The sequence below is a fragment of the Agilicoccus flavus genome, from assembly GCF_014857905.1.
In the GTDB taxonomy this organism is placed as follows: domain Bacteria; phylum Actinomycetota; class Actinomycetes; order Actinomycetales; family Dermatophilaceae; genus Agilicoccus; species Agilicoccus flavus.
The window spans coordinates 26,384-48,991 of record NZ_JACYXE010000006.1; the positions used below are offsets into that span (position 1 = coordinate 26,384).

General features: G+C 73.5%; 16 protein-coding genes and 1 pseudogene. 9 read left to right on the forward strand and 8 right to left on the reverse strand.

What is annotated here, in order from left to right; all coding sequences use genetic code 11:
* Nucleotides 1-6 precede the first annotated feature (6 nt).
* Together ICW24_RS10120 and ICW24_RS10125 are read right to left on the reverse strand one after the other, a co-directional pair.
* Nucleotides 7-1,275 carry a multidrug effflux MFS transporter gene (locus ICW24_RS10120; protein WP_226345602.1) on the reverse strand — a complete coding sequence of 423 codons (1,269 nt, stop codon included), beginning with the start codon at nucleotides 1,273-1,275 and terminating at the stop codon, nucleotides 7-9.
* A gap of 338 nt (nucleotides 1,276-1,613) precedes the next feature.
* Nucleotides 1,614-3,449, reverse strand: a complete 1,836-nt coding sequence (locus tag ICW24_RS10125) for an HNH endonuclease signature motif containing protein (protein ID WP_226345603.1) — start codon at nucleotides 3,447-3,449, stop codon at nucleotides 1,614-1,616.
* A gap of 1,174 nt (nucleotides 3,450-4,623) precedes the next feature.
* Here ICW24_RS10125 and aroQ point away from each other — a divergent pair.
* Complete coding sequence (aroQ, locus tag ICW24_RS10130) at nucleotides 4,624-5,070, forward strand: type II 3-dehydroquinate dehydratase (RefSeq protein ID WP_226345604.1); 447 nt, start codon at nucleotides 4,624-4,626, stop codon at nucleotides 5,068-5,070.
* A gap of 31 nt (nucleotides 5,071-5,101) precedes the next feature.
* Here aroQ and ICW24_RS10135 read toward each other — a convergent pair whose 3' ends face one another.
* From ICW24_RS10135 to ICW24_RS10145, 3 genes and pseudogenes are all read right to left on the reverse strand, one after another.
* A complete protein-coding gene (locus ICW24_RS10135) occupies nucleotides 5,102-6,328 on the reverse strand; it encodes an acyl-CoA dehydrogenase family protein (protein WP_226345605.1) in 1,227 nt (408 codons plus the stop codon).
* Nucleotides 6,325-7,821: a TRAP transporter permease gene (locus ICW24_RS10140; RefSeq protein WP_307781326.1), complete on the reverse strand. Its 1,497-nt coding sequence runs from the start codon at nucleotides 7,819-7,821 to the stop codon at nucleotides 6,325-6,327. Before ICW24_RS10140 ends, ICW24_RS10135 begins: the two co-directional genes overlap by 4 nt.
* Before the next feature lie 481 nt (nucleotides 7,822-8,302).
* Nucleotides 8,303-9,160: pseudogene (locus ICW24_RS10145) on the reverse strand (TAXI family TRAP transporter solute-binding subunit); the annotation flags it as partial.
* A 526-nt stretch (nucleotides 9,161-9,686) separates the two neighbouring features.
* On the opposite strand from ICW24_RS10145, the gene ICW24_RS10150 reads away from it, so the two are divergent.
* Nucleotides 9,687-11,102 carry a nucleobase:cation symporter-2 family protein gene (locus ICW24_RS10150; RefSeq protein ID WP_226345606.1) on the forward strand — a complete coding sequence of 472 codons (1,416 nt, stop codon included), beginning with the start codon at nucleotides 9,687-9,689 and terminating at the stop codon, nucleotides 11,100-11,102.
* A gap of 24 nt (nucleotides 11,103-11,126) precedes the next feature.
* On the opposite strand, the gene ICW24_RS10155 is transcribed toward ICW24_RS10150, so the two are convergent.
* Nucleotides 11,127-12,128: a TolB family protein gene (locus tag ICW24_RS10155; RefSeq protein ID WP_226345607.1), complete on the reverse strand. Its 1,002-nt coding sequence runs from the start codon at nucleotides 12,126-12,128 to the stop codon at nucleotides 11,127-11,129.
* Between the two features lie 132 nt (nucleotides 12,129-12,260).
* Between ICW24_RS10155 and metG the strand changes: the two genes are divergently transcribed.
* The 5 genes from metG to ICW24_RS10180 are packed head-to-tail and all read left to right on the forward strand — an operon-like array spanning nucleotide 12,261 to nucleotide 18,786.
* Nucleotides 12,261-14,138, forward strand: a complete 1,878-nt coding sequence (gene metG / locus ICW24_RS10160) for a methionine--tRNA ligase (protein ID WP_226345608.1) — start codon at nucleotides 12,261-12,263, stop codon at nucleotides 14,136-14,138.
* The gene (locus tag ICW24_RS10165; protein ID WP_226345609.1) at nucleotides 14,135-14,989 is read left to right on the forward strand and encodes a TatD family hydrolase; all 855 of its coding nucleotides are present in this window, start codon (nucleotides 14,135-14,137) and stop codon (nucleotides 14,987-14,989) included. Before metG ends, ICW24_RS10165 begins: the two co-directional genes overlap by 4 nt.
* On the forward strand, nucleotides 14,983-15,888 hold the full coding sequence (rsmA, locus tag ICW24_RS10170) for a 16S rRNA (adenine(1518)-N(6)/adenine(1519)-N(6))-dimethyltransferase RsmA (protein ID WP_372360572.1): 906 nt from the start codon (nucleotides 14,983-14,985) through the stop codon (nucleotides 15,886-15,888). Before ICW24_RS10165 ends, rsmA begins: the two co-directional genes overlap by 7 nt.
* The gene (locus tag ICW24_RS10175) at nucleotides 15,885-16,922 is read left to right on the forward strand and encodes a 4-(cytidine 5'-diphospho)-2-C-methyl-D-erythritol kinase (RefSeq protein WP_226345611.1); all 1,038 of its coding nucleotides are present in this window, start codon (nucleotides 15,885-15,887) and stop codon (nucleotides 16,920-16,922) included. The genes rsmA and ICW24_RS10175 overlap by 4 nt, the downstream gene beginning before the upstream one ends.
* Before the next feature lie 4 nt (nucleotides 16,923-16,926).
* Nucleotides 16,927-18,786 carry an ABC-F family ATP-binding cassette domain-containing protein gene (locus tag ICW24_RS10180; RefSeq protein WP_226345612.1) on the forward strand — a complete coding sequence of 620 codons (1,860 nt, stop codon included), beginning with the start codon at nucleotides 16,927-16,929 and terminating at the stop codon, nucleotides 18,784-18,786.
* Between the two features lie 71 nt (nucleotides 18,787-18,857).
* On the opposite strand, the gene pta is transcribed toward ICW24_RS10180, so the two are convergent.
* Nucleotides 18,858-20,969: a phosphate acetyltransferase gene (gene pta / locus ICW24_RS10185; protein WP_226345613.1), complete on the reverse strand. Its 2,112-nt coding sequence runs from the start codon at nucleotides 20,967-20,969 to the stop codon at nucleotides 18,858-18,860.
* Between the two features lie 104 nt (nucleotides 20,970-21,073).
* On the reverse strand, nucleotides 21,074-21,568 hold the full coding sequence (locus ICW24_RS10190; RefSeq protein WP_226345614.1) for a MarR family winged helix-turn-helix transcriptional regulator: 495 nt from the start codon (nucleotides 21,566-21,568) through the stop codon (nucleotides 21,074-21,076).
* Nucleotides 21,569-21,746: 178 nt separating this feature from the next.
* Between ICW24_RS10190 and ICW24_RS10195 the strand changes: the two genes are divergently transcribed.
* Together ICW24_RS10195 and ICW24_RS10200 are read left to right on the forward strand one after the other, a co-directional pair.
* Nucleotides 21,747-22,313: a hypothetical protein gene (locus ICW24_RS10195; RefSeq protein WP_226345615.1), complete on the forward strand. Its 567-nt coding sequence runs from the start codon at nucleotides 21,747-21,749 to the stop codon at nucleotides 22,311-22,313.
* The gene (locus ICW24_RS10200; protein ID WP_226345616.1) at nucleotides 22,310-22,594 is read left to right on the forward strand and encodes a hypothetical protein; all 285 of its coding nucleotides are present in this window, start codon (nucleotides 22,310-22,312) and stop codon (nucleotides 22,592-22,594) included. The genes ICW24_RS10195 and ICW24_RS10200 overlap by 4 nt, the downstream gene beginning before the upstream one ends.
* The last annotated feature ends 14 nt before the right edge of the window (nucleotides 22,595-22,608 follow it).

Here is a 22,608-nt window from a genome sequence, read left to right on the forward strand (position 1 = left end):
GCCCCGTCAGGGGGCGGGCCGGGCGATGCGCATCGCGAGGGCCGAGACGGCGACGAGGACGACGATGATGACCGCCATGGGGACGGCCGTCCGCTCGCCGCCGAGACCGGCGAGCGGGGCGACGACCCCGGCCATGCACCACTGGAGGAAGCCGAGGACGGCCGACCCCGTGCCGGGGTGATCGGGCACCTGGGTGGAGGCGAGGGCGCCGGCGTTGGGGCCGATGAAGCCCTGGGCGCTCATGAGCACGAAGAACGCGACGAGCGCGACGGCGAGGGGCGTGTCGAACCACACCGCCCCCACGAGCAGGAGCAGCCCGGCGGCGCCGGTGAGGGCGAGCCCAACTCCGATGACCTTCCGGGTGGGGACCCGCCCCGCGAGCCGCGCCGCGAACAGCGTGGCGAGGGTGAGGCCCACGGCGTTGGCGGCGAAGTCGACGGAGTACATGATCGGGCTGACGCCGTTCATCAACTGGAGGATGAACGCGGACGTCGCGACGTACGCGAACGTCACGCCCATCGAGAAGGCCATGACGACGAGGTAGCCGGCGAACCCGCGGTGGCGCAGGACGGTGCCGGCGGCGCCGAGCAGCTGGCCGAGCTCGCCGCGGTGGCGGCGCTCCGGCGGCAGCGACTCCGGGACGCCGACGGCGACCGCGGCGATCATGGCGCCGGCGAGGGCGGCGACCACCCAGAACGACACGCGCCAGTGGGTGAACTGGAGGATGATCCCGCCGAGCAGGGGGCCGACGATCGGGGCGATGCCGCCGACGCCGTGGATGAGGTTGAGGCTGCGGACGAGGCCGGCGCCGTGGGCGAGGTCGACGACGACCGATCGCGCGGTCACCATGGCCGACCCGCCGCTGAGCCCCTGGACGAAGCGCGCCGCCATCATCAGGCCGATCGACGGGCTGAACGCGCAGACGATCGAGGCGACGGTCAGGACGACGAGCGAGACGAGCAGCGGGCGGCGCCGGCCCCGGGCGTCGGAGACGGGCCCGCCGACGAGCTGGCCGAGGGCCATGCCGACGAAGAACGTCGTCAGGGTGAGCTGCACCTGCGTCGCGCTCGCCGCCAGGTCCCGGCCGACGTGCGGGAACGCGGGCACGTACATGTCGGTGGCGAGGGGGGCGATGGAGCTGACGAGCGTGACGGTGGCGAGCACGACCATCGAGAGGGCCACCGGGGCGGTCCCCTCGGCGCGCAGCGTGGGGGAGCCCGGGGTGGGGGAGCCGTCGGTGGGGGCGCCCGGGGTGGGGGTCGCGTGGTCGGTCATCGGATCCTTCTCGGGGCGTGGCGGGGCGGGGCGGAGTGAGGCGGGGCGGGGCGGCGGGTATCAGCGTGGAGCCACTCCAGTGGACCGCATCGGTGGGACGGGGACCAGGGCCGGTCCAGGGGTGTACCAGCAGAGCACCCCTGCGGGAGCCGCGTCAGGAGGCGGTGCACAGCGTCGAGGGGATGCTTCGGTTCGCGGTCGTCATCCTCGCCGTCGACCAGGTGCGGGCGTGGCTGTCGCGCCCTCGCGTGCGCCGCCACCACCGGATCCTTGATCGTGGTCGTCGGCGTGGCACTGGGCTTGTCGCGCGGTTGACGCAGGTGCCCGGCGGGCCGTCCTCAGAACGGCGGGTGTCCGCGGCGGTCGTCCTCGACCGCCCGGCGCGAGGCCGCGTGGGCGGTGCGTTCGTCGGCGAGGGCGGCGCGGAGGGCGGTGATCTCGTCGCGCAGGTACGCCTCGCGGCCGTGGAGCCACGTGTCGAGCGGGTCGCGGGACTCGTCCGCGTCGACGTCACCTTCGGCCGCGGTCGTCGGCGCCGGCTCTGGCGCCTTCCGTGAAGCGGGGACGTCGACAGGGACGGGGGCGTCGACGCCGATGTCGGTGTAGTCGTACGGGTAGGTCGTGTAGGTGCGTCCGTCGGGGAGTCGCCATGCGACGGTGCCGTCGGGGGTGAGGGTGGCGGCCCAGTGGTGGCGGGTCTTCTTGGAGTGGTGCCGTCGGCAGAGGCTCTGCAGGTTGTCGGCGCTGGTGACACCGCCGTCGCGGCGTTCGTTCACGTGGTCGAGGTCGGTGGTGTGGGCGGGTCGGTCGCAGCCGGGGGCGCGGCAGCGACCGTCGCGGGCGCGGACGACGCGGGCCATGTCGGCGGGCGCCCGGTAGGTGTTGACGGCGGCGTTCATCGCGTAGCCGGTGGCGGGGTCGGTGACGATGCGCCGCCAGCGGGCGTCGCGGCCGTGGGCGAGGGCGCGGATGGTCTCGGCGGCGACGGGGATCCCCTCGACGAGGCCGGGTTCGTCGGTCGCGCCGAGCAGGGCGGCGGCGGAGATGACGACGTCCACCACAGCGGTGGGCCAGCCGGCGGCCGGGTGGTCGGGGTGGTCGGTGCTGGTGGGGGCGTCGGGGGCGGGTCGACCGAACAGGAGCAGGTCGAGGGCGATGTCGGAGCGCAGTTCGTCGAGGGTGCGCCGGTCGCCGCCGCCGCGCAGGGCGCGGGCGATGGCGTCGATGCGGCGGTAGGCGCCGGCGCAGCGGGCGTCGCCGCCGCGGATGCCGAGGGAGGCGGCGCCGTCGTCCTCGGTGCGGATCCACACGGCCCGCCGGGCCGCGGCGGCCGAGCGTCGGGTGCGGCTGCTCGCATGCCGGATCGTCTGCCGGCGCAGGCAGGCGCGGAACTCCCGCTGCCCCGCCGGGGCGCCCGTGCGTGCCCGCCGCCGCGCCGCATACGCGGCCACGGCCGCGGCGATCACGGCTCGGACGTCGGTCGGCACCTCGAGGGCGTCGACTTCCTCGACGACGGTGCAGGCCTGCTCGAAGGTCAGCTCCCCGGCTGTCACGGCCGCGCGCAGCGGCTCGGCCACCGTCGGTGCCGCTTGGGCGAGGCCGGCGCGGCCCAGCCACGGCCCCCGCCGCCCACCGCACGACGCGACCGCGGAATCCACGACCGCCGACCGCGCCTGCGCCGCGACCTCCCGCCGCCGCGCCGGACCCGCCTCGGGCTCGCCCGCGAGGTCCGCCGCGGTCTGCGTCGCGATGAGCCGGCCCAGGACCTCCGCGCGGCGCAACTCGATCCGCGCCGAGGTCGCGTCCAGCTCGCGCAGTTCGGCGTACCACCCGTCGGCGTCCCCGCGAGGACCGCAGCCGCCCCGCTCGTCGGAGTCCGATCGGGGCTCGACCGTGGGACCGGCGCCGCCCGACTCGCTGCGCTCGTCGCAGTCCTGCCGAGACTCGGCCGGACCGGCGGTGGCCCCACCGGGCGCGGGCCGCTCCTCACGGTCCAGGAGGCCGCGCAGCCGGTCGACGTCCACCCCCAACACGTCCGTGCCGGGGATGGCCGCCCCGCGCTCCGGCGGCACGGCCGACATGATCAGGCACGCCAGGAGAGTGGTGCGCAATTGCACCTCGAGTGCGCTCGTAGAGGGCTCGACGAATGTCGTCGTCAACGTCGGTTCGGACATGACATGACCTCCGTTTCGTCGCGTCACGGTGCGGCTGGTGAATGATCCGAGTCTACCATTCCAGGCACAATGATGGGCCAATTCGAGCGGCATTGTGGAGCGGTGTTCGCGTCATCCAGGCGTGACCCGGGTGACGACGTGGACATGCGTCCCGGACTTCTGATTCGAGAGGCGGAGAGGAAAGACGGGAGGATCGAAGGCCGCGAACGCCGACCACGGCTATGGCGAGGCTGCCCGTGGCCAGAAAGGGACATGGCGGGTTCAGTGGCAGACCTCGGGTGTCACGGCGCCGGAGGCGAGGCGCTTGCCGGACCCGCCTCCCCGCGAAGGGTCAGGCCCCGGCGCTGTTCAGACGGTGTTCGGTCACGGCGCACTGTTCGGGTGTGGTTCGGGGCCGGTCGGACGGCGAGAAACCAGGCGCTCGTGCCACGGTCGATGGCACCGTCGGAGAGGTCGTCCAGGACGGGTTCTGAGACATGGGGCGAGGGATCACCTGTCGACAGGGGTCGGGCGACGCCGACGACCGGCCACGCGCGTTCAGGCCCGCACAACCGGCGACCCGCGGCCCTCGTCGCGGAACGCGACGATCACGGGGCACGTCGCCCGCCGCTCGACGTGGGAGGCCACGGCGATGTTCGGCGCGCGGGCTCGCGTCGCCCGTCCGACGGCGCGTCGCCGCATTGACCACAGCACGTCTCGTGATCTCGATGCGTCGAAACGGGGCGAAAGGCCTTTCCGGGGATCTGAACCACCCGCGCCTCCGGAAGTCTCGGGACCGGCCGCGGATGACGAACAAGGAGAAACGTCACCCCGCTCGGAAAAGGGGGCGAGATATGACCCGGAGCGGTGCGTCACCGTCGTGAATGGTGGTGTCGGCCGGCTGCAAAAGAATGAGCTGATATCCACGTATCGACGCGACCGGACACCGCCCCATGCGTGCATCCGACCGCGATCCCGGCGAGTCGGCGCGCGCGCCACCGGGCCCGGTCCTGCGCCCGGACGGCGTCGTCGCTCCGGCCCGTGTCGATCATCGCGACCACCACGGCCGCCTCCCGGGGCGTCAGGGCCGGGGCTGCGCGTCGTCCGATCCGGTCGTCATCGCGCCGGCGTCGCACCCCCGGGTCCGACCTCGATACCCTGGCCGCGACCCTCCCGCCGACCGCTAGGAGCGACCATGGCCGGCACGATCGCCGTCCTCAACGGACCGAACCTCAACCTCCTCGGCGTCCGCAAGCCGGAGGTGTACGGCCGCGACACCCTCGCCGATGTCGAGGCGCTGTGCGCGCGGGAGGCCGAGCGCTTCGGCCTCACCGTCGACGCCCGTCAGTCCAACCACGAGGGCGTCATCATCGACGCCGTCCACGAGCTGCGCACGAGCGCGGTCGGGTTCATCGTCAACGCCGGGGCGTGGACGCACACGTCCGTCGCCCTGCGCGACGCCCTCGAGACGGTCGAGGGGCCGATCATCGAGGTGCACATCAGCAACGTCCACGCCCGCGAGGAGTTCCGGCACCACTCCTACCTGTCCTCGATCGCCTCCGGGATCATCGTCGGGTGCGGGGTGCAGGGGTACGCGTTCGCCGTCGCCCGGATCGCGGCCCTCACGACGGTCTCGGTCTGACCGGGTCTCGGTCCGACCGCCGCGAGGCCCCTCACGTGAACGCCGACATCCCCGTGATGTCGCGGCCGACGATGAGCGCCTGGACGGAGTCGGTGCCCTCGTAGGTGGCGACGACCTCCATGTCGGTCATGTGCCGGGCCACGTGGTGGCTCAGGAGCAGCCCGTTGCCGCCGAGCAGGTCCCGCGCCTCGCGGCAGATCCACGTGGCCCTCTGGGCGGCGGTCATCTTGACCAGCGAGGCCTGGGCGACGCTCAGCTCCCCGCGCTCGGCGAGGTCGGCCATCCGGTAGACGAGCAGCTGCATCGCCGTCAGCTCGGCGAGCATGTTCGCCAGCCTCGACTGCACGAGCTGGAACCCGCCGATGGGCCGGCCGAACTGCTCCCGACGGCGGGCGTAGTCGGCGGCGATCTCGTAGCAGGCCATCGCGTGCCCGACCGCCTCCCAGGCGGCCCCGCCCCGCGTCGCGGCGAGCACCCGGTTGACGTCGTCGAACGACGCGCATCGGCGCAGGCGGGCCGAATCGGGCACCCGCACCCCGTCGAGCACGATGTCGGACTGGCGGATCGCCCGCTTGCCGATCTTGCCGGTGATGACCTCCGGCCGGTACCCGGCGGGGTGGGCGCCGTCCTCGTCCTTCTCGACGACGAACGCGTTGACCTCCCCGTCCTGCGCGTTGCGCGCGAAGACGACGACGACGTCCGCAGTGTCGCCGTTGCCGATCCACCGCTTGTGGCCGTCGAGCACCCAGTGGTCGCCGTCGCGGCGCGCCGACGTCTCGAGCGACACCGAGTCGGAGCCGTGGTCGGGTTCGGTGAGCACGAAGGCCCCCGTCTTCGCCAGCCGCGCCATCGGCGGCAGCCACCGCTGCTTCTGGTCGTCGTCGCCGAGCAGGTCGATCGAGCCCATCGACAGCCCCGAGTGGACGCCGAGGAACGTGTTGATGCTGCCGTCGGCGCGGGCGAGTTCCCGGCCGACCACGCCGGCCGCCTTCCGGCTCAGGCCGGGGCAGCCGTGGCCGCGGATGACGGTGCCGATGATGCCCAGCTCGGCGAGCCCGGGGAGCAGCTCCCACGGAAAGCTCGCCGCCTCCCAGTGCTCGTCGATGATCGGCAACACCTGGTCGCGGCCGAACCGGCGCACCGCGTCACGGACGGCCAGCTCGCGTTCGTCGAGCTGCTCGTCGAGGCCGACGAAGTCGGCATCGGTCTCCAGGCCGGTCACGGCTGCGACGGGTGGTTCGTGGGAGGTCGGGGTCACGAGGCGTCCTTTCGGGAGGTGGTGCGCCGCAGGAACCGTCCGGCGACGACGCAGGCGGCCACCGCGGCCAGGCCGATCGCGGTGAGCCACCCGGGCGGCAGGAACAGGACGAAGCCGGCCACGCCGAGGACGGCCCGGACCGGGATCGGCATCTGCCCGTCGACGCCGACGACCCACCCCTCGATGGCCCCGGCGATCGCGTAGACCGCGACGAGGCTGAGCGCGAACGCGAGCAGCACCTGGGGCAGCGGGGCCTGCGCGACGAGGGCCGGGTTGAGCGCGAAGCCGAACGGGACGACGTACTTGACCGCCCCGAGCCGCATCGCGGCGAAGCACGTCGCCATCGCCGGCGCCTTGGCGATGCCCGCGGCCGCAAAGCCGGCGAGGCCGACCGGCGGCGTGATGTAGGAGACCGACGCCCAGTAGATGACGAAGAGGTGCGCGGCGATGGGGTCGATGCCGAGCGCGACGACCGCGGGCACCATGACGATGGCGAGGAAGACGTAGGCGGCGGAGATCGTCATCCCCATCCCGAGGACGAAGCAGGCCGCGGCCCCCGCGATGAGCATGAGGACGACGTTGTCGCCCACGAGCGCCACCATGTCGCGGGCCAGCGAGAGGCTCACGCCGGTGGCCGTCAGCCCGCCGAGGATGAGCCCGACCCCCGCGATGATGCCGACGATCTGGCTGAGCGTGCGCCCGGCGTCGACCGCCAGCTCGCGGATCTCGCGGCGGCCGAAGCGGATCCCCGGCAGCACCGTCGCGACGACGAGGAGGAACCCGACGACCCAGAACGGCGCCTGCGTCTCCGACCGGGTGACGAACAGCAGGCCCGTGAGCAGGACGGGGGCCACGATGTACGGCCAGCCCCGCACGAGCTCGCGCCCGAAGGTCGGCAGGTCCTCGCGGCGCGCGCCGTGCAGGCCCCGACGCGCCGCGTACCCGTCGATCTGCAGATAGATGCCGAGGAAGTAGAGGATCGCGGGGATCGTCGCCGCCACGAGGATCTGCGTGTACGGCACCCCGACGAAGGCGACCATGAGGAAGGCGGCCGTGCCCATGATCGGCGGCGTGATCGAGCCGCCCGCCGAGGCGGTCGCCTCGACCCCGCCCGCGACGGTGGGGGAGAAGCCCTCGCGCTTCATCGCGGGGATCGTCATCGGGCCGGTCGTCAGCACGTTCGAGACGGCCGAGCCCGACATCATGCCCATCGACGCCGACGAGGCGATGGCGACCTTGGCGGAGCCGCCCCGGAACCGGCCGAACACGGCCATCGACAGGCGGTAGAAGAAGTCGGCGCCCCCGGTGTGCTGCAGGACGACCCCGAACAGCAGGAACCCGATGAGGATCGTGCCGGCGGTCTGCATCGGCAGGCCGAGGATGCTCTCGGAGCCCATCGCGTGCACCTGCGCCAGGGTCTGCACGTCGTAGGTGATGCCCTGGAGGAAGGCGAACGGCAGGTCGGCCGCGAAGAGCGGGTACAGCGAGAACACCGCGGCGATGTGACGATCAGGCCCGCGGCCCGGCGCAGCGCCTCGAGGACGATGCCCCACAGCGCGAAGGCGGCGACGGTCGCCGGCATCGGCGCCATGAACTCCCAGCCGAACTCCTTGAGGGTCACGCCGTTCCATGCGAAGTAGACGCACACGACGATCGTCAGCAGGCCGAGCGCGACGTCGTACCAGGCGATCGGGGCCGCCGACCCCTCGTCCTGCGTCGGGCCGGAGCCGCGCGCCGGGAACGTGAGGAAGAGCACCGGGAGGAAGCACGCGAGGAGCAGGTAGAGGAACGCGTTGCTGAGGACGGCCAGCCCGCTCACGTTCCAGAAGAACATCTGACTCATCGTCAGCAGCACGCCGAGCGCGGTGAGGACGACGACGATCGTCCAGCCGCGCGTGACCCGCGGCGGCCTGCCGGTCTCGGCGGGGTCGGAGGCATCGGTGGTGGTCTCGCCCAGGGCGGCCGCGGTGGCGTTCATGCGCGCGCTCCCGTCGAGGTCGTCTCCGGCAGCGGCGGCAGGTTGGTCTTCTTCCACGCCGCCCACGCGGTGCCGAGCTGCTCCGGCGGGTTGCCGTCGCGGACGCCCGGCCAGCCCTGGGCCATGCGGCGCTCGCGGTCGACGAGCGCGGCGTTGCGCCGCTGCAGCGCCGGCGTCCACCGGCCGATCTCGCGCAGGTAGGTGACGGCGCCGTCGTCGAACGGCACGACGAGCGGCTCCATGAGCAGCGCCTTCGGGTCGAAGCGCTTGGCGTCCGGGGTCGCGGCGCGGAAGTGGGGGAAGTCCGCCTGGAGCGCTCGGCACAGCGCGAGGACCTGCGCCGCGGGGGTGTCGGCGCGCGCCGTGAGCGGGATCGTGTACTGCATGTTGACCGCCTTCTCGCCGGGCGACATCCCGGCGGCGCCGGAGAACTCGCCGGGGCGCACCATCGGCGCGAGCGTCTCCCACGTCGCGTAGCGGCGCGGGTCGCCGCCGCCCAGGTCGAGCCAGCGCACCGGGTACTGGGAGGCGAGCTCCTCGACGTTCGAGCCCACGACGTTCTGGTACATCGCCTCGATGCGCCCGGCCTTGAGCGCGGCGATCTGCTCGCCGTACGAGACCGGGACCTTGGTGACGTCGGCCCCGGTCAGCCCGCCGTAGTTGAGGATCGCCTCCAGCTTGCGGTTCATCGACGTGCTCGCCGTGAGGTTCGGGTACGCCCGGCCCTTGAGGTCGGCGACCTTCTCGATGCCGCTGTCGCGCCGCACGAGCACCCCGTAGTTGCCGGGCGGCGTCCACACGAGCCGGACCGGCTGCGGCCCCCACTGCGGTGAGGCGAACTCGTCGGCGCCCTCGAACGCGTAGTAGTACTCGTCCCCCGCGCGGGCGTAGTCGGCGGTGCCGTTGACGAGGGGGGGCCAGGCGCCCGATCCCCGTGTCGGACGTCATGAGCCGCACCTGCACGCCGTGCCGGCCGGTCAGCGTCGTCGCCACGGCGGCGAGGTCGTTGTACGTGCCGGTGCCCACGTTGTACGTCGACCAGACGAGCTGGTTGGGCAGGCCTTCCGGGCCGACGGCGGCGGCGTCGCGCCGCGAGCAGGCGCCGAGCGGGAGGGCGGCCACCGCGGTGGCGCCCAGCACGAACTGTCGTCGGGACACGGGCATCGATCGGTCCTTCCGGTGAGCGGACTGGCCGCGGCCTCGTTGCCGCGAGCGGTCCCCCACGCCTTGTCCGTCCTACCGCATCAGCGGCGGCGCCGACCACCGAATGTGGGTGATGCGTCCGCGCCGGCGTGGTCGCCGACGCCTCGTGAGGGGATCGAAACCGGGGCGCAACGCCGGCCGAACGCGGGCGATACGAGCCGGATGTCCACTGACCTCATGACACACTCCGCCGCCGCGACCCATCGGGTCGACGAACGTCTGTCACCCGGTGCCACGGCGACCTTCGGGGTCCAGCACCTGCTCATCATGTACGCCGGGAGCGTGGCCGTCCCGCTCGCGTTCGGCGCGGCCCTCGGCCTCGACCAGGCGACGATCGCGATGCTCATCAACGCCGACCTCCTCATCGCCGGCATCATCACCGTCGTCCAGAGCCTCGGCGTGCGCTCCGTGCTCGGGGCCCGGTTGCCGATCATCGGCGGGGCGACGTTCGTCCAGGTCGCGCCGTTGATCGCGATCGCCCACGAACACGGACTGCCCGCCGTGTGGGGCTGCATGCTCGCCGGCGGCCTCATCGGCATGGCGCTCGCCTACCCGTTCGCGCGGATCATCCGCTACTTCCCGCCGCTCGTCACCGGCACGGTCCTCGTCGTCGTCGGGGTCTCGCTCGTCTCCGTGGCGGGCGGACTCATCGTCGGGTCGGTGCGGACGGCCCCCACGTACGGCGACATGGGCCGCATCGGGCTCGCCGCGCTCGTCCTGGTCGTCGCCCTCGCCTTCGTCACGCTCGGCCGCGGGTTCTGGTCCCAGGCCGGGCTGCTCGTCGCCATCGCTGCGGGCGTCCTCGTCGCCTGGCCGATGGGCCTGCTCGACTTCGGCCGGGTCGGGGGCGCGCACTGGTTCGGCGTCGTCCGCCCGTTCCACTTCGGCGCGCCCACGTTCCCCATCGCCGGGGTCATCTCCTGCGGCATCGTCATGACGGTGATCTTCGCGGAGACGCTCGCGAGCCTCATGGCCCTCTCCGAGATCACCGGCAAGCGGCTGACCCGCGGCGACATCGCCCGCGCCCTCGCCGCCGACGGCCTCTCGGGTGTCCTCGGCGGGATCATGAACTCCTTCTACGACACCGTGTTCAACCAGAACGTCGGCGCGGTGCGCACGACGCGGGTGCACAGCCGTTACGTCACGGCCCTGGCCGGCGTCCTCCTCGTCGTCCTTGGTCTCATCCCCAAGATGGGCGCGGTCGTCGCCGCCCTGCCCGGGCCGGTCATCGGGGGCGCCGCGCTCATGCTCTTCGGCACCATCGCCGTCGTCGGCATCCAGACGCTGCGCCGGGCCGGACTCGCCGACTCGACGAACGCGACGATCGTCGCCGTTTCGGTCGGCCTCGGGCTGCTGCCGAAGTTCTCGCCCGGGATGTTCGACCGGTTCCCGTCCTGGTCGACGACGATCCTCTCGGACGGAGTGGTGCTCGCCGCGGTCAGCGCGTTCGTGCTCAACCTCGTCTTCAACCACACGTGGCTCGCGCTCGCGCCGCACCGCGACGAGTCGGTGCGTCTCGCCGCGGCGAACGCCGACGCCGAGGAGGCGCACGCCGCCCCCGCGCCGGTCGCCTCCTTCCCGGCGCACGCCTGAGCACACCCGTCGCGCCGGGCGGCCTCAACGACGGGCGACGACCCGAGCGCCCTCCTCGCCCGCGGAGGGGTAGGCGACGAAGGCGAAGCGTCGCCCGTCGGGTGCCCAACTGTCGACGTTGAGCGAGCCCTGGCCCCCGGACAGGGCGATGTGCAGGAGCGGCTCGTCCCAGGCGCCGAGGTCGACGGCGCGGATCTCGACGGCGAGGTCCGCCGGATGGCCGAGGGTTCCCGCCGGGAAGCTGAGGTAGGTGGCGCGGCGGCCGTCGGGGGACACGTGCGGGAACCGGTCGACTCGGGGCGTGTCCAGGAGCCGCTCGAAACCGGTGCCGTCCGGCCTGATCCGGGCCAGCTGGGCGTGCCCGGGCTCGCGGGTGAAGGCCTCGGTGTTGAGGTAGATCCACTCCCCGCTCGGGTCGAACTCCGGGCCGTCGACGTGCCCGTCGCCGGTGTGCAGGAGGCGACGGTTCCCGCCGTCGATGTCCATGAGGGCGAGCCGCCCAGGGTCGGCGAAGTCCCGGTCCGCGATCTCGACGCAGGCGAGCGTGGTGCCGTCGGGTGAGACGCCGTGCAGGAAGTGCGCCCGCGCGTCGTCGTGCGTGAGGCGCTGCGCCGGGCCCCCGCCGAGGGCGACGCGATAGAGGTGCCCGTCCATCGCCGAGAGGAGCAGCGTGTCGCCGTCGGGGTGGATGACGTGGTCGTTGTTGAGGGGCGGCACCTCGATGGGGATCCGGCTCAGCGCCGACGTCGCGAGCTCGAGGCGCCAGGCGGCGCCGTCGCCGTTGAGGACGAGCGCGGCGCCGTCGGGGGTCCAGTTCGGCGCCTCGAGCAGGAGGTCGTCGTCGGTGTGGACGAGGGACAGCTCCTGCGCGTCGACGTCGGCGATCCAGATCTGGGTCGCGCGACCGGGCGCGAGCTCCCGCGTCGGCGAGAAGTGGCGGTGTCGAGGTCGTCGAGATCCTCCGTCGTGCGGCCGTCGGGGTGGGCAGGGGGCAGGTGTCGACGATTCTGCCGCGCCTTCCGTCATCCTTCCCGCGACCCGGGGTCCGCGTCGGGCCCGGGCGCGTGCGGCGCCACACGCACCCGGCATCCGTCTCGTCCTCCCGACCCCCAAAACCCGCTCGGAGCTCGTCGGTGGCTCCACCTAGACTCGGACACCATGAGCAAGGTCCTCTCCGCCGTCGCCTGGCCGTACGCCAACGGCCCCCGCCACATCGGCCACGTCGCCGGTTTCGGCGTCCCCTCCGACGTCTTCAGCCGGTACATGCGGATGGCGGGCCACGACGTGCTCATGGTCAGCGGCACCGACGAGCACGGCACCCCGATCCTCGTCGCCGCCGACAAGGAGGGGGTGAGCGCCCGGGCGCTCGCGGACAAGAACAACGCCGTCATCGTCCAGGACCTGCACGACCTCGGCCTGTCCTACGACCTGTTCACGCGCACGACGACCGTCAACCACTACTCGGTCGTGCAGGAGCTCTTCCGCGTCTGCCACGCCAACGGGTACATGGTCGAGCGGACGACGAGCGGCGCGATCAGCCCGAGCACCGGACGCACCCTGCCCGATCGCTACATCGAGGGCACCTGCCCCATCTGCGGGTTCCCCGATGCGCGCGGTGACCAGTGCGACAACTGCGGCAACCAGCTCGACCCGACCGACCTCGTCGAGCCGCGCAGCAAGATCAACGGCGAGACGCCCGAGTTCGTGCAGACGCAGCACTTCTTCCTCGACCTGCCCGCGCTCGCGGACGCGCTGCAGGCGTTCCTCGACGACCGCGAGGCCACCGGCCTGTGGCGCACCAACGTCATCCGGTTCAGCCAGGGCATCGTCAAGGAGATGCGCCCCCGCGCCATGACCCGCGACATCGACTGGGGCATCCCGATCCCGCTCGACGGGTGGCGCGACCAGCCCACCAAGCGGCTGTACGTGTGGTTCGACGCCGTCATCGGCTACCTGTCGGCGAGCATCGAGTGGGCGCGCCGGATCGGCGACGACCAGCGGTGGCGGGAGTGGTGGAACGACCCCGAGGCGGTCAGCTACTACTTCCAGGGCAAGGACAACGTCACCTTCCACTCCCAGATCTGGCCCGCCGAGCTGCTCGCCTACGCGGGCCGCGGCGCGCTCGGCGGCACCCCGGGCGTCTTCGGCGAGCTCGACCTGCCCACCGAGGTCGTCGCGAGCGAGTTCATGACGATGGAGGGCAAGCAGTTCTCCTCGAGCCGCGGCGTCGTCATCTACGTCGGCGACATGCTCGCCCGCTACCAGGCCGACGCCCTGCGCTACTACATCTGCGCGGCCGGTCCCGAGACGCAGGACAGCGACTTCACGTGGGCCGAGTTCGTCCAGCGGACGAACTCCGAGCTCGTCGCCGGCTGGGGCAACCTCGTCAACCGGACCGCGAGCATGATCGCGAAGAACTTCGGCGAGGTGCCGGCGGCGGGTGAGCTGCACGACATCGACCGCAGGATCCTCGACACGGTGGCCGGCGCCTTCGACACCGTCGGCGACCTCATCGGGCGGCACCGGCAGCGGGCCGCCGTCGGCGAGGCGATGCGCGTCGTTGGCGAGGTGAATAAGTACGTCACCGACACCGCGCCGTTCAAGCTCAAGGGCGACGACGAGCGGGAGCGGCTCGGCACCGTGCTGCACGTGCTCGCCCAGTGCGTCCTCGACCTCAACCGGGTCCTCGCGCCGTTCCTGCCGCACAGCTCGAACCGGGTCTGGGCCACGTTCGGCGGCGAGGGCGAGTTCATGCCCATGCCGCGGATCGAGCACGTGACCGACCTCGGCCCGGTCGAGGACGCCCCCGCCGACCCGAGCGTCGCCGACGCGGAGCTGCGCACGTACCCGATCCTCACGGGCGACTACTCGGCCACCCCGCGGTGGGAACGGGTGCCCGTCGTCGTCGAGACGCCCGTCGCCAAGCCGTCCCCGATCTTCGTCAAGCTCGACCCGTCCGTCGTCGAGGAGGAGCTCGCGCGGTACGCCGCCCGCCCCGACGGCTCGGGCGACACCGCCGCGGGGGAGGACGGGTGAGCGGCGGCGATCGCCCCGGGCACCGGGAGGCCCCGCCCGCGCCCGACCGGTTGCCGCTGCCCGTCGTCGACGACCACTGCCACCTGGGGCTGGGCCGGGGCGACGCGCCGGCCCCCGACGTCGCCGACGTGCTCGCGCAGGCGGCCGCCGTCGGCGTCGACCGGGTCGTCCAGATCGGCTGCGAGCTGCCGAGCGCCCGCGAGACCGTGCGGCTGGTCAACGCGCACCCGCGCGTGCTCGGCGGCGTCGCCCTGCACCCCAACGAGGCCCCCGCGCACGTCGCGGACGGCACCTTCGACGCCGCGTTCGCCGAGATCGAGGAACTCGCGGCCCACCCGCGGGTCCGCGTCGTCGGCGAGACCGGGCTCGACTACTACCGCACCGGGCCCGACGGGGTCGCCGCGCAGCACGAGTCGTTCCGCCGCCACATCGACCTCGCCAAGCGCACCGGCCTCGCCCTGCAGATCCACGACCGCGACGCCCACGACGACGTCCTGCGCATCCTCACCGAGGAGGGCGCGCCCGATCGCACCGTGCTGCACTGCTTCTCAGGTGACATGGCCATGGCCCGCGAGTGCGTCGCCCGCGGGTACACGATGTCGTTCTCGGGCACCGTGACCTTCAAGAACTCCCGCGCGCTGCGCGACGCGTTGTCGGTCGTCCCCCTCGAGCTGTTGCAGGTCGAGACCGACGCGCCGTACCTCACGCCCAGTCCGCACCGCGGCGCCGACAACGCCCCGTATCTCGTGCCCCTGACCGTGCGCGCGATGGCCGAGGTGCTCAACGTCGCCGTGCCCACCCTGTGCGCCGCCCTCTCCGAGAACGGCGAACGGCTGTACGGACCGTGGTGAGCGAGGGGGCCGGCGGCGGATCCGGGCCGGCGGGCCGGCCGGCCGAGCTCCTCGGTGCCGCGCGCATCCGGGAGCTGGCCGACGAGCACGGTGTGCGGCCGACCAAGCAGTGGGGCCAGAACTTCGTCCACGACGCGAACACCGTCCGTCGCATCGTGCGGCTCGCCGACGTCGGCCCCGGTGACGCCGTCGTCGAGGTCGGCCCGGGCCTGGGCTCCCTCACGCTCGCGCTCCTCGAGACCGGGGCCGACGTCACGGCCGTCGAGGTCGACCCGGTGCTCGCCGCCGCGCTCCCGGGCACGGCCGCGCAGCTCGCGCCCGACGCGCTCGGGCGCCTGCGGATCGTGCAGGCCGACGCCCTGACCGTCACCGAGCTGCCCGGCCCGGCGCCGACCACGCTCGTGGCCAACCTGCCGTACAACGTCTCCGTGCCCGTCCTGCTCACGTTCCTCGCCCGGTTCCCGAGCATCGAGCGGGTCCTCGTCATGGTGCAGCTCGAGGTCGCCGAGCGGCTCGCCGCCCGCCCCGGCAGCAAGACCTTCGGCGTCCCCAGCCTCAAGGCCGCCTGGTACGCCGACGTGCGCCTCGCCGGGACCGTGCCGCGCGCCGTCTTCTGGCCGGTGCCCAACGTCGACTCCGGCCTCGTGCGGCTCGACCGCCGCGAGCCCCCCGCGCACGACGTCCCCCGCGAGGAGGTCTTCGCGTGCGTCGACGCGGCCTTCGCGCAGCGGCGCAAGACCCTCCGCGCGGCGCTCGCCGGGTGGGCCGGCGGCGCCCCGGCCGCCGAGGAGATCCTCCGCGCGGCCGGGATCGACCCCCGCACCCGGGGCGAGCAGCTCGACATCGCCGCGTTCACCCGGATCGCCCGGGAGGCCCGCCACCCTAGGGTGAGGACATGAGCCTCGCGTCGACGTCCGTCGGATCCGTGACGGTCCGGGTGCCGGCCAAGATCAACCTCGAACTGGCCGTCGGCCCGCGCCGCGACGACGGCTACCACGCCCTGTCCACCGTCTTCCACGCCGTCACCCTCTACGACGACGTGACGGTCACCCCGGCCGACGACTTCTCGGTCGAGGTCAGCGGCCCGTACGCCGACCTCGTGCCGTCCACCGACGACAACCTCGCCGTACGGGCCGCGCGGCTGCTCGCCGAGCACGCCGGCGTGCCCGGGCGGGTCCACGTCGACATCGCCAAGGAGATCCCCGTCGCGGCCGGTCTGGCCGGCGGGTCCGCCGATGCCGCCGCCACCCTGGTGGCGTGCGACCACCTGTGGCGCCTCGGCAGCGAGCCGTCGACGCTGCACGGGCTCGCCGCGCAGCTCGGCAGCGACGTCAACTTCGCCCTCACGGGCGGCACCGCGATCGGGTCGGGGCGTGGGGAGCGCATCGCCCCCGTCCTCGGGCGCGGTCGCTACCACTGGGTCCTCGTGTTCCGCGACACCGGCCTGTCGACCCCCGCCGTCTACGCCGAGTGCGACCGGCTGCGCGGGGCGGCGGGCGACGAGGTCGAGGCGCCCACCCCGAGCCCGGCGATGATGGCGGCCCTGCGCTCCGGCGATCCCCGCGAGCTGGGCCGCGCGCTGTCCAACGACCTCCAGGAGGCGGCCCTGTCGCTGCAACCCGACCTCGCCGACGTCCTCGAGTCCGGGCGCGAGTACGGGGCCCTCGGCGGGCTCGTCTCCGGCTCGGGCCCGACGATCGCCTTCCTCGTCGACGGCGCCGAGGGGGCGCTCGACCTCGCCGTCGCGCTCACGGCCTCCGGCACGGCTCGCTCGGTCAAGCGCGCCTGCGGGCCCGCCCACGGCGCGCACGTGCTCTCCGAGCCTCCGCCGGTCCCGAGCTCGCGGGCCCGGCGGGGCCCCGATGCGGGCGGGCCGGGCCGCGACACCGGGCGGGACGCCGTCGTGCGTTCCCTGTCGGACCGGCGCGGCTGACGACGTGGCCAACCTTGTCTCCGTCGAACGGGCCGACCTCGCGCTCGGCACGAACCATGTCCTCGACGCCGTCTCGCTCGGGGTGCAGTCCGGCGACCGCATCGGCGTCGTCGGCCGCAACGGCGGCGGCAAGTCGACCCTGCTGCGGGTGCTCGCCGGCCGCCTCTCGCCCGACAGCGGCCGCGTCACCCACACCGGCGGGCTCACCGTCGGCATGCTGAGCCAGGTCGACGACCTCGACCCCGCCGCGAGCCTGCGCGAGGCCGTGTTCGGCGACCTCCCCGAGCACGCGTGGGCCGGCGACGCCCGCGTCCGCGACGTCCTCGACGGTCTGCTCGGCGGCGTCGAGGCCCCCGACGTCGGCGGCCTCGACGCGATCGTCGGGCCGATGTCGGGTGGCGAGCGCCGCCGCATCAGCCTGGCCCGCCTGCTCGTGGACGACCCCGACCTGCTCGTCCTCGACGAGCCGACGAACCACCTCGACGTCGAGGGGGTCGCCTGGCTGGCCCGGCACCTGAGTACCCGCCGGACCCGCACGGACACCGCGCTCGTCGTCGTCACCCACGACCGCTGGTTCCTCGACGCCGTCGCCACGACGACGTGGGAGGTCGTCGAGGGTCGCGTCGAGAGCTACGAGGGCGGGTACGCCGCCTACGTGCTCGCGAAGAACGAACGGGCCCGCATCGCCTCGGTCACCGCCGAGCGCCGCGACAACCTCCTGCGCAAGGAACTCGCCTGGCTGCGCCGCGGCCCGCCCGCGCGGACGAGCAAGCCGAAGTTCCGCATCGAGGCCGCGTCCGCCCTCATCGAGGACGAGCCGGCGCCCCGCGACGAGGTGTCGCTCGTCCGGTTCGCCACGACGCGGCTCGGCAAGGACGTCGTCGACCTGTTCGACGCGACCCTGCGCCTCGGCGGGCGGACGCTGCTCGACCGGCAGACGTGGCAGCTCGCGCCCGGCGACCGCATCGGCATCGTCGGCGTCAACGGGGCCGGCAAGTCGACGCTCATGCGCGTGATCCACGGCGACGTGGGCCTCGACTCCGGGCGTCGCAAGGTCGGCAAGACCGTCGTCATGGCCTACCTCACCCAGGAGGTCCGCGAGCTCGAGCGGCTCGTGAACGCGCGGGTCATCGACGCCGTGAGCGAGGTGCGCGAGTACACGCGCCTCGGCGACAAGGAGGTCAGCGCGAGCCAGCTCGCGCAGCGCCTCGGCTTCACCGGCGGCCGGCAGCAGAGCCGCGTCAAGGACCTCTCGGGCGGTGAGCGGCGGCGGCTGCAGTTCCTGCGCCTGCTCATGGCCGAGCCGAACGTGCTCATCCTCGACGAGCCGACGAACGACCTCGACATCGAGACGCTGACGTCGCTCGAGGACGTCCTCGACGGCTGGGCGGGGACCCTGCTCGTCGTCAGCCACGACCGCTACCTGCTCGAGCGGATGTGCGACCGGCAGGTCGCGCTCCTCGGCGACGGCCGCATCCGCGACCTGCCCGGCGGGGTGGAGCAGTACCTCGACCTGCGCGCCGCCGACAAGGCCGCCGCGCGGGGCGGGGCGCCGTCGGCGTCGTCCGCCGCGTCGAACTCCGCCGGGTCGGGCTCCGCCGCGTCGGAGTCCGGCGGATCGTCGGCCGCGCCGGAGTCGTCGGCCACGCCCGAGGAGCGGCGCGCAGCGCGCAAGGACATGACCCGCATCGAGCGCCGCCTCGGCAAGATCGCCGAGGCCGAGGAGCGGCTCCACGCGAGGATGGTCGAGCAGGCCACCGATCACGCCGCCGTGCTCGGCCTCAACGACTCCCTGCGCGAGCTCGTCGACGAGCGCGAGACCCTCGAGCTCGAGTGGCTCGAGGCCGCCGAGATCGCGGGCTGACGCAGGGGCCACCCGGCCGACCGTCCGTCGACGCGCCTGCTCTCCGAGGTCGCCCCCGGACGGCAGGTCGCTCAGGCGGCGTCGCCGGCCGGTTGGCTCTGGACGGCCGTCATGACGACCGTGGTGACGATGTCTCCGACCGTCGCCCCGCGCGACAGGTCGTTGACCGGCGCCTTGAGGCCCTGCAGGACCGGGCCCACGGCGACCGCGTTCGCGCTGCGCTGCACGGCCTTGTACGTGTTGTTGCCCGTGTTGAGGTCCGGGAAGATCAGCACCGTCGCCCGGCCGGCCACGTCGGAGTCGGGCAGCTTCGTCGCCGCCACGCCCGGGTCGACCGCCGCGTCGTACTGCAGCGGTCCCTCCACGAGCATCTCGGGGTCGCGCTCGCGGACCAGCGCCGTGGCCTCGATGACCTTCTCGACGTCGCTGCCCGCGCCGGAGCTGCCCGTCGAGTACGAGAGCAGCGCCACGCGCGGGTCGATGCCGAACCTCGTCGCCGTCTGCGCCGACGAGACGGCGATGTCGGCGAGCTCGGCCGCCTTGGGGGAGGGCACGATCGCGCAGTCCGCGAAGACGAGGACGCGGTCGGGCAGGCACATGAAGAACGCGCTCGAGACGGTCTTCACGCGTTCCGGGTCGCGCAGCAGCTCGATGGCCGGGCGGATCGTGTGGGCCGTCGTGTGCACCGCGCCCGACACCATCCCGTCGGCGCGCCCCGTGAGCACGAGCATCGTCCCGAAGTAGCTGACGTCGACGACGCGGTCGCGTGCCGCGTCGAGCGTCACGCCGCGGTGGGAGCGCCGCTGTGCGTACTCGGCGGCGAACTCCTCGACGAGCTCCGGGTCCTCCGGGTCGATGAGGGTCACGCCCGACAGGTCGACCCCCAGCGGGCCCGCCGCGGCGGCGATCTCGTCGGGCTTGCCGAGCAGGACGAGGTCGACGACGTCGCGCGCCACGAGGATCTCGACCGCCCGCAGGATGCGCGGCTCGGTGCCCTCCGGGAGGACGATGCGGGCCCGGTGCGCGCGTGCCCGCTGCATGAGGGCGTGCTCGAACATCATCGGGGTGACGACGTCGGGGGTGGCCGCCTCGAGCCGGTCGATGAGGTCGGCGCAGTCGAGGTGCGCGCGAGCGAGCTGCAGGGCCCGCTCGATCTTGCGGGTCGCCCCCGCCGTGACCCGACCGCGGACGTCGTCGAGGCGGTGCGTCGTCTCGTAGGTGCCGTAGGGCGAGGAGAAGATCGGCAGCGTCGAGCCCATGCCCTCGATGAGGGTCGCGACGGGCGGCTCGAGGCCGAAGTCACCGTTGAGCACGAGCGCGGACAGCGACGGGAACGTCTGCGACGCGTGGGCGCCGAGCACGCCGAGGATGACGTCCGAGCGGTCTGCGGGCGACACGACCGTCGCGCCCTCAAAGAGGCGTTCGAGGACGCGGGGGAGGGTCATGGCCGCGACGACGATGCCGAACGACTCCCCGGCGAGCTGCTCGGGGGTGCCGACGATGTCCTCGGCGCCGACGGCGTCCGCGAGCTGGCGGACGGTGGGCGCGCCGAGCAGGGGGTCGGCGGGCAGGGCGGAGACGCTCGGCGGGCCACCCGCACGCTCGGAGCCCCCGTAGCGGCGCTCGACGTGGCGCCGGACCTCCTCGACGACGTCGGGCAGGGAGCGCGGGTCGGCCTTGTTCGCGATGATCGCCATGATGCGCGCGTGGCCCGCCTCGACCTCACCGGCGGCGATGTCGACGGCGTCGGCCACCTGGTCGGGGGTGCGGGAGGCGGCACCGACGACGAGCACGACCGGCGCGCCGATGTTCGCGGCGATCCGGGCGTTGAGGGCGAGCTCGGTGGGCTGGGCGACGTCCGTGTAGTCGCTGCCGACGACGAGGACGGCGTCGTGTCCCGCGGCGAGGGCGTGGAACTGGGCGACGATCCGCGACAGCGCCCCCTCCGGGTCCTCGTGGACGTCCTCGTACGTGACGCCCGCCGACTCCTCGTAGGTCGTCTGCCCACCGCCGTGGGCGAGGAGCAGCTCGAGGACGCTGTCGCGCTCGTCGCGGCTGCGGACGACGGGGCGGAAGACGGCGACGCGGCCGAGGCGTCGGCCGAACTCGTCGAGCACCCCCAGCGCGATGGCGGCCTTGCCGGCGCGGGGTTCGGCGGACGCGATGTACAGGCTGGTGACCACGGTTCGAGCGTATCGGCCGCCGGGCGCTGCGCCGCCGCGACGCCCGGGTCACCCGGGCCGTCGTCGGACGGCCGGGGTCGGGACGCCGGCGGGAGGCGCCGGTGTCAGAAGCCGGCGAGGAGCCGCCGCAGGAGGTCCGCGAGGCGGTCACGGTCGTCGTCGGGGAGCACCGACAGCAGGGCCGACTCGCGGTCGAGGAGTTCGGCCATCGCGGCGTCGACCCGCTCGAGACCCGCCGGGGTGAGCCGGACCTTGATGCCGCGGCGGTCGGCCGGGTCGGGCCGGCGCGCCACGAAACCGCGCTGGGTCAGCCGGTCGATGCGGTTCGTCATCGTCCCCGACGTCGAGAGCGTCTCGGTGACCAGGGCGCCGGGGGAGAGCTCGTACGGCTCGCCGACCCGGCGCAGCGCCGACATCACGTCGAACTCCCACGGCTCCAGGAGGTGGCCGGCGAACGCCGCCTTCCGCGCGAGGTCGAGGCGGCGGGACAGCCGCGAGACGCGCGAGAGCACCTCCAACGGGGCGACGTCCAGGCCGGGGGCCTGCCGTCGCCAGGCGGCGACGATGCGATCGACGTCGTCCGCCCCCGGTGCGCTCATACGTCCGAGTCTAGATTCCCCCGTGCTCCGAGAAGTACGACGTCGAGAATCTCGATCGTGTCTCCGTCGCGCCGGCCGGATCAGGTTGTCGCAGAACACATCCGATCACCGCGACCTTGTCGGTGGGTCCTCGTAGGGTCGCCGCAGCGGGATCGACGAGGGGCAGGGGTGGGGGCGGATGACGGACATGGCGGCCGAGGCGGGGCGGAGGCCGCCGCGGGCCCGGCTGCGGTCGTGGCGCACCTACGTCGGGCTCACCACCATCGACGTGGTCATCGTGGGCGGGCTCGCCGTCCTCGGGTTCTCGGCGGGCCGGGCGCCGACGCTCGGCGAGCTGGGGCCCGTCGCGACGGCCGTGACCGCGCTCGTCGCCCTCAACGTCGGGGTGGTCACCGTGCAGCAGAAGCGGATCGCCGACGCCCGGGCCGCGTGGTGGTCGCGGGCGCAGTGGGCGCTCGAGCGGTCGATGGGCGAGAACGTGCGGGGCCGGATGATCGGTCAGCTCGCCGTCGCCCACCTCGCCAAGAGCGACCTCGCCACCGACGACGACCTCGCACTGCTGCTCGCCCTGCCCGATTCGATCCTCGCCAGGGTGGAGTACGAGCCGGCCGACGGTACGATGGCGGATGTCACCGTCGTCATCACCGACGACGAGGAGCCCGTCGGGCTCGATCCTCCCGACGACGATCCGGGCGACGTGGGCCGCTCCAGCGCGGGGCCGGCGGAGGAGGCTGAGAACACGTGAGTGCTGCAGCGTCGGTTCCCCGCGACGGTCGGGCCCTGCCCTCGCGCCGCGCCACCGCGCCCAGAGCGGCCCCCACGTCGTCCCCCACCACGTCCTCGGCGTCCTCCGGGGCGGCCGAGCCGACGAACGCGCCCGAGCCCGCGGGCGACGGCGCCAAGGTCATCCGCCTCGACCGCGGCGACGCGGCCGCGATCGCCGTGAAGGTCGTCATCAACGAGCGCCAGGGCAAGACCTCCCCGCCGTGGATGATCGACGTCGCCCGCCGCATGGGCGTCGTCTGAGCCATCGGGACATC

What these genes read in the sequence shown, in the direction of transcription:
- ICW24_RS10190 (WP_226345614.1), bottom strand. Translation starts at nt 21,568, where the DNA reads ATGAGCGCACCGGGGGCGGACGACGTCGATCGCATCGTCGCCGCCTGG.
- ICW24_RS10155 (WP_226345607.1), bottom strand. Translation starts at nt 12,128, where the DNA reads ATGACGGAAGGCGCGGCAGAATCGTCGACACCTGCCCCCTGCCCACCC.
- ICW24_RS10120 (WP_226345602.1), bottom strand. Translation starts at nt 1,275, where the DNA reads ATGACCGACCACGCGACCCCCACCCCGGGCGCCCCCACCGACGGCTCC.
- ICW24_RS10125 (WP_226345603.1), bottom strand. Translation starts at nt 3,449, where the DNA reads ATGTCCGAACCGACGTTGACGACGACATTCGTCGAGCCCTCTACGAGC.
- ICW24_RS10175 (WP_226345611.1), top strand. Translation starts at nt 15,885, where the DNA reads ATGAGCCTCGCGTCGACGTCCGTCGGATCCGTGACGGTCCGGGTGCCG.
- aroQ (WP_226345604.1), top strand. Translation starts at nt 4,624, where the DNA reads ATGGCCGGCACGATCGCCGTCCTCAACGGACCGAACCTCAACCTCCTC.
- ICW24_RS10195 (WP_226345615.1), top strand. Translation starts at nt 21,747, where the DNA reads ATGACGGACATGGCGGCCGAGGCGGGGCGGAGGCCGCCGCGGGCCCGG.
- metG (WP_226345608.1), top strand. Translation starts at nt 12,261, where the DNA reads ATGAGCAAGGTCCTCTCCGCCGTCGCCTGGCCGTACGCCAACGGCCCC.
- ICW24_RS10150 (WP_226345606.1), top strand. Translation starts at nt 9,687, where the DNA reads ATGACACACTCCGCCGCCGCGACCCATCGGGTCGACGAACGTCTGTCA.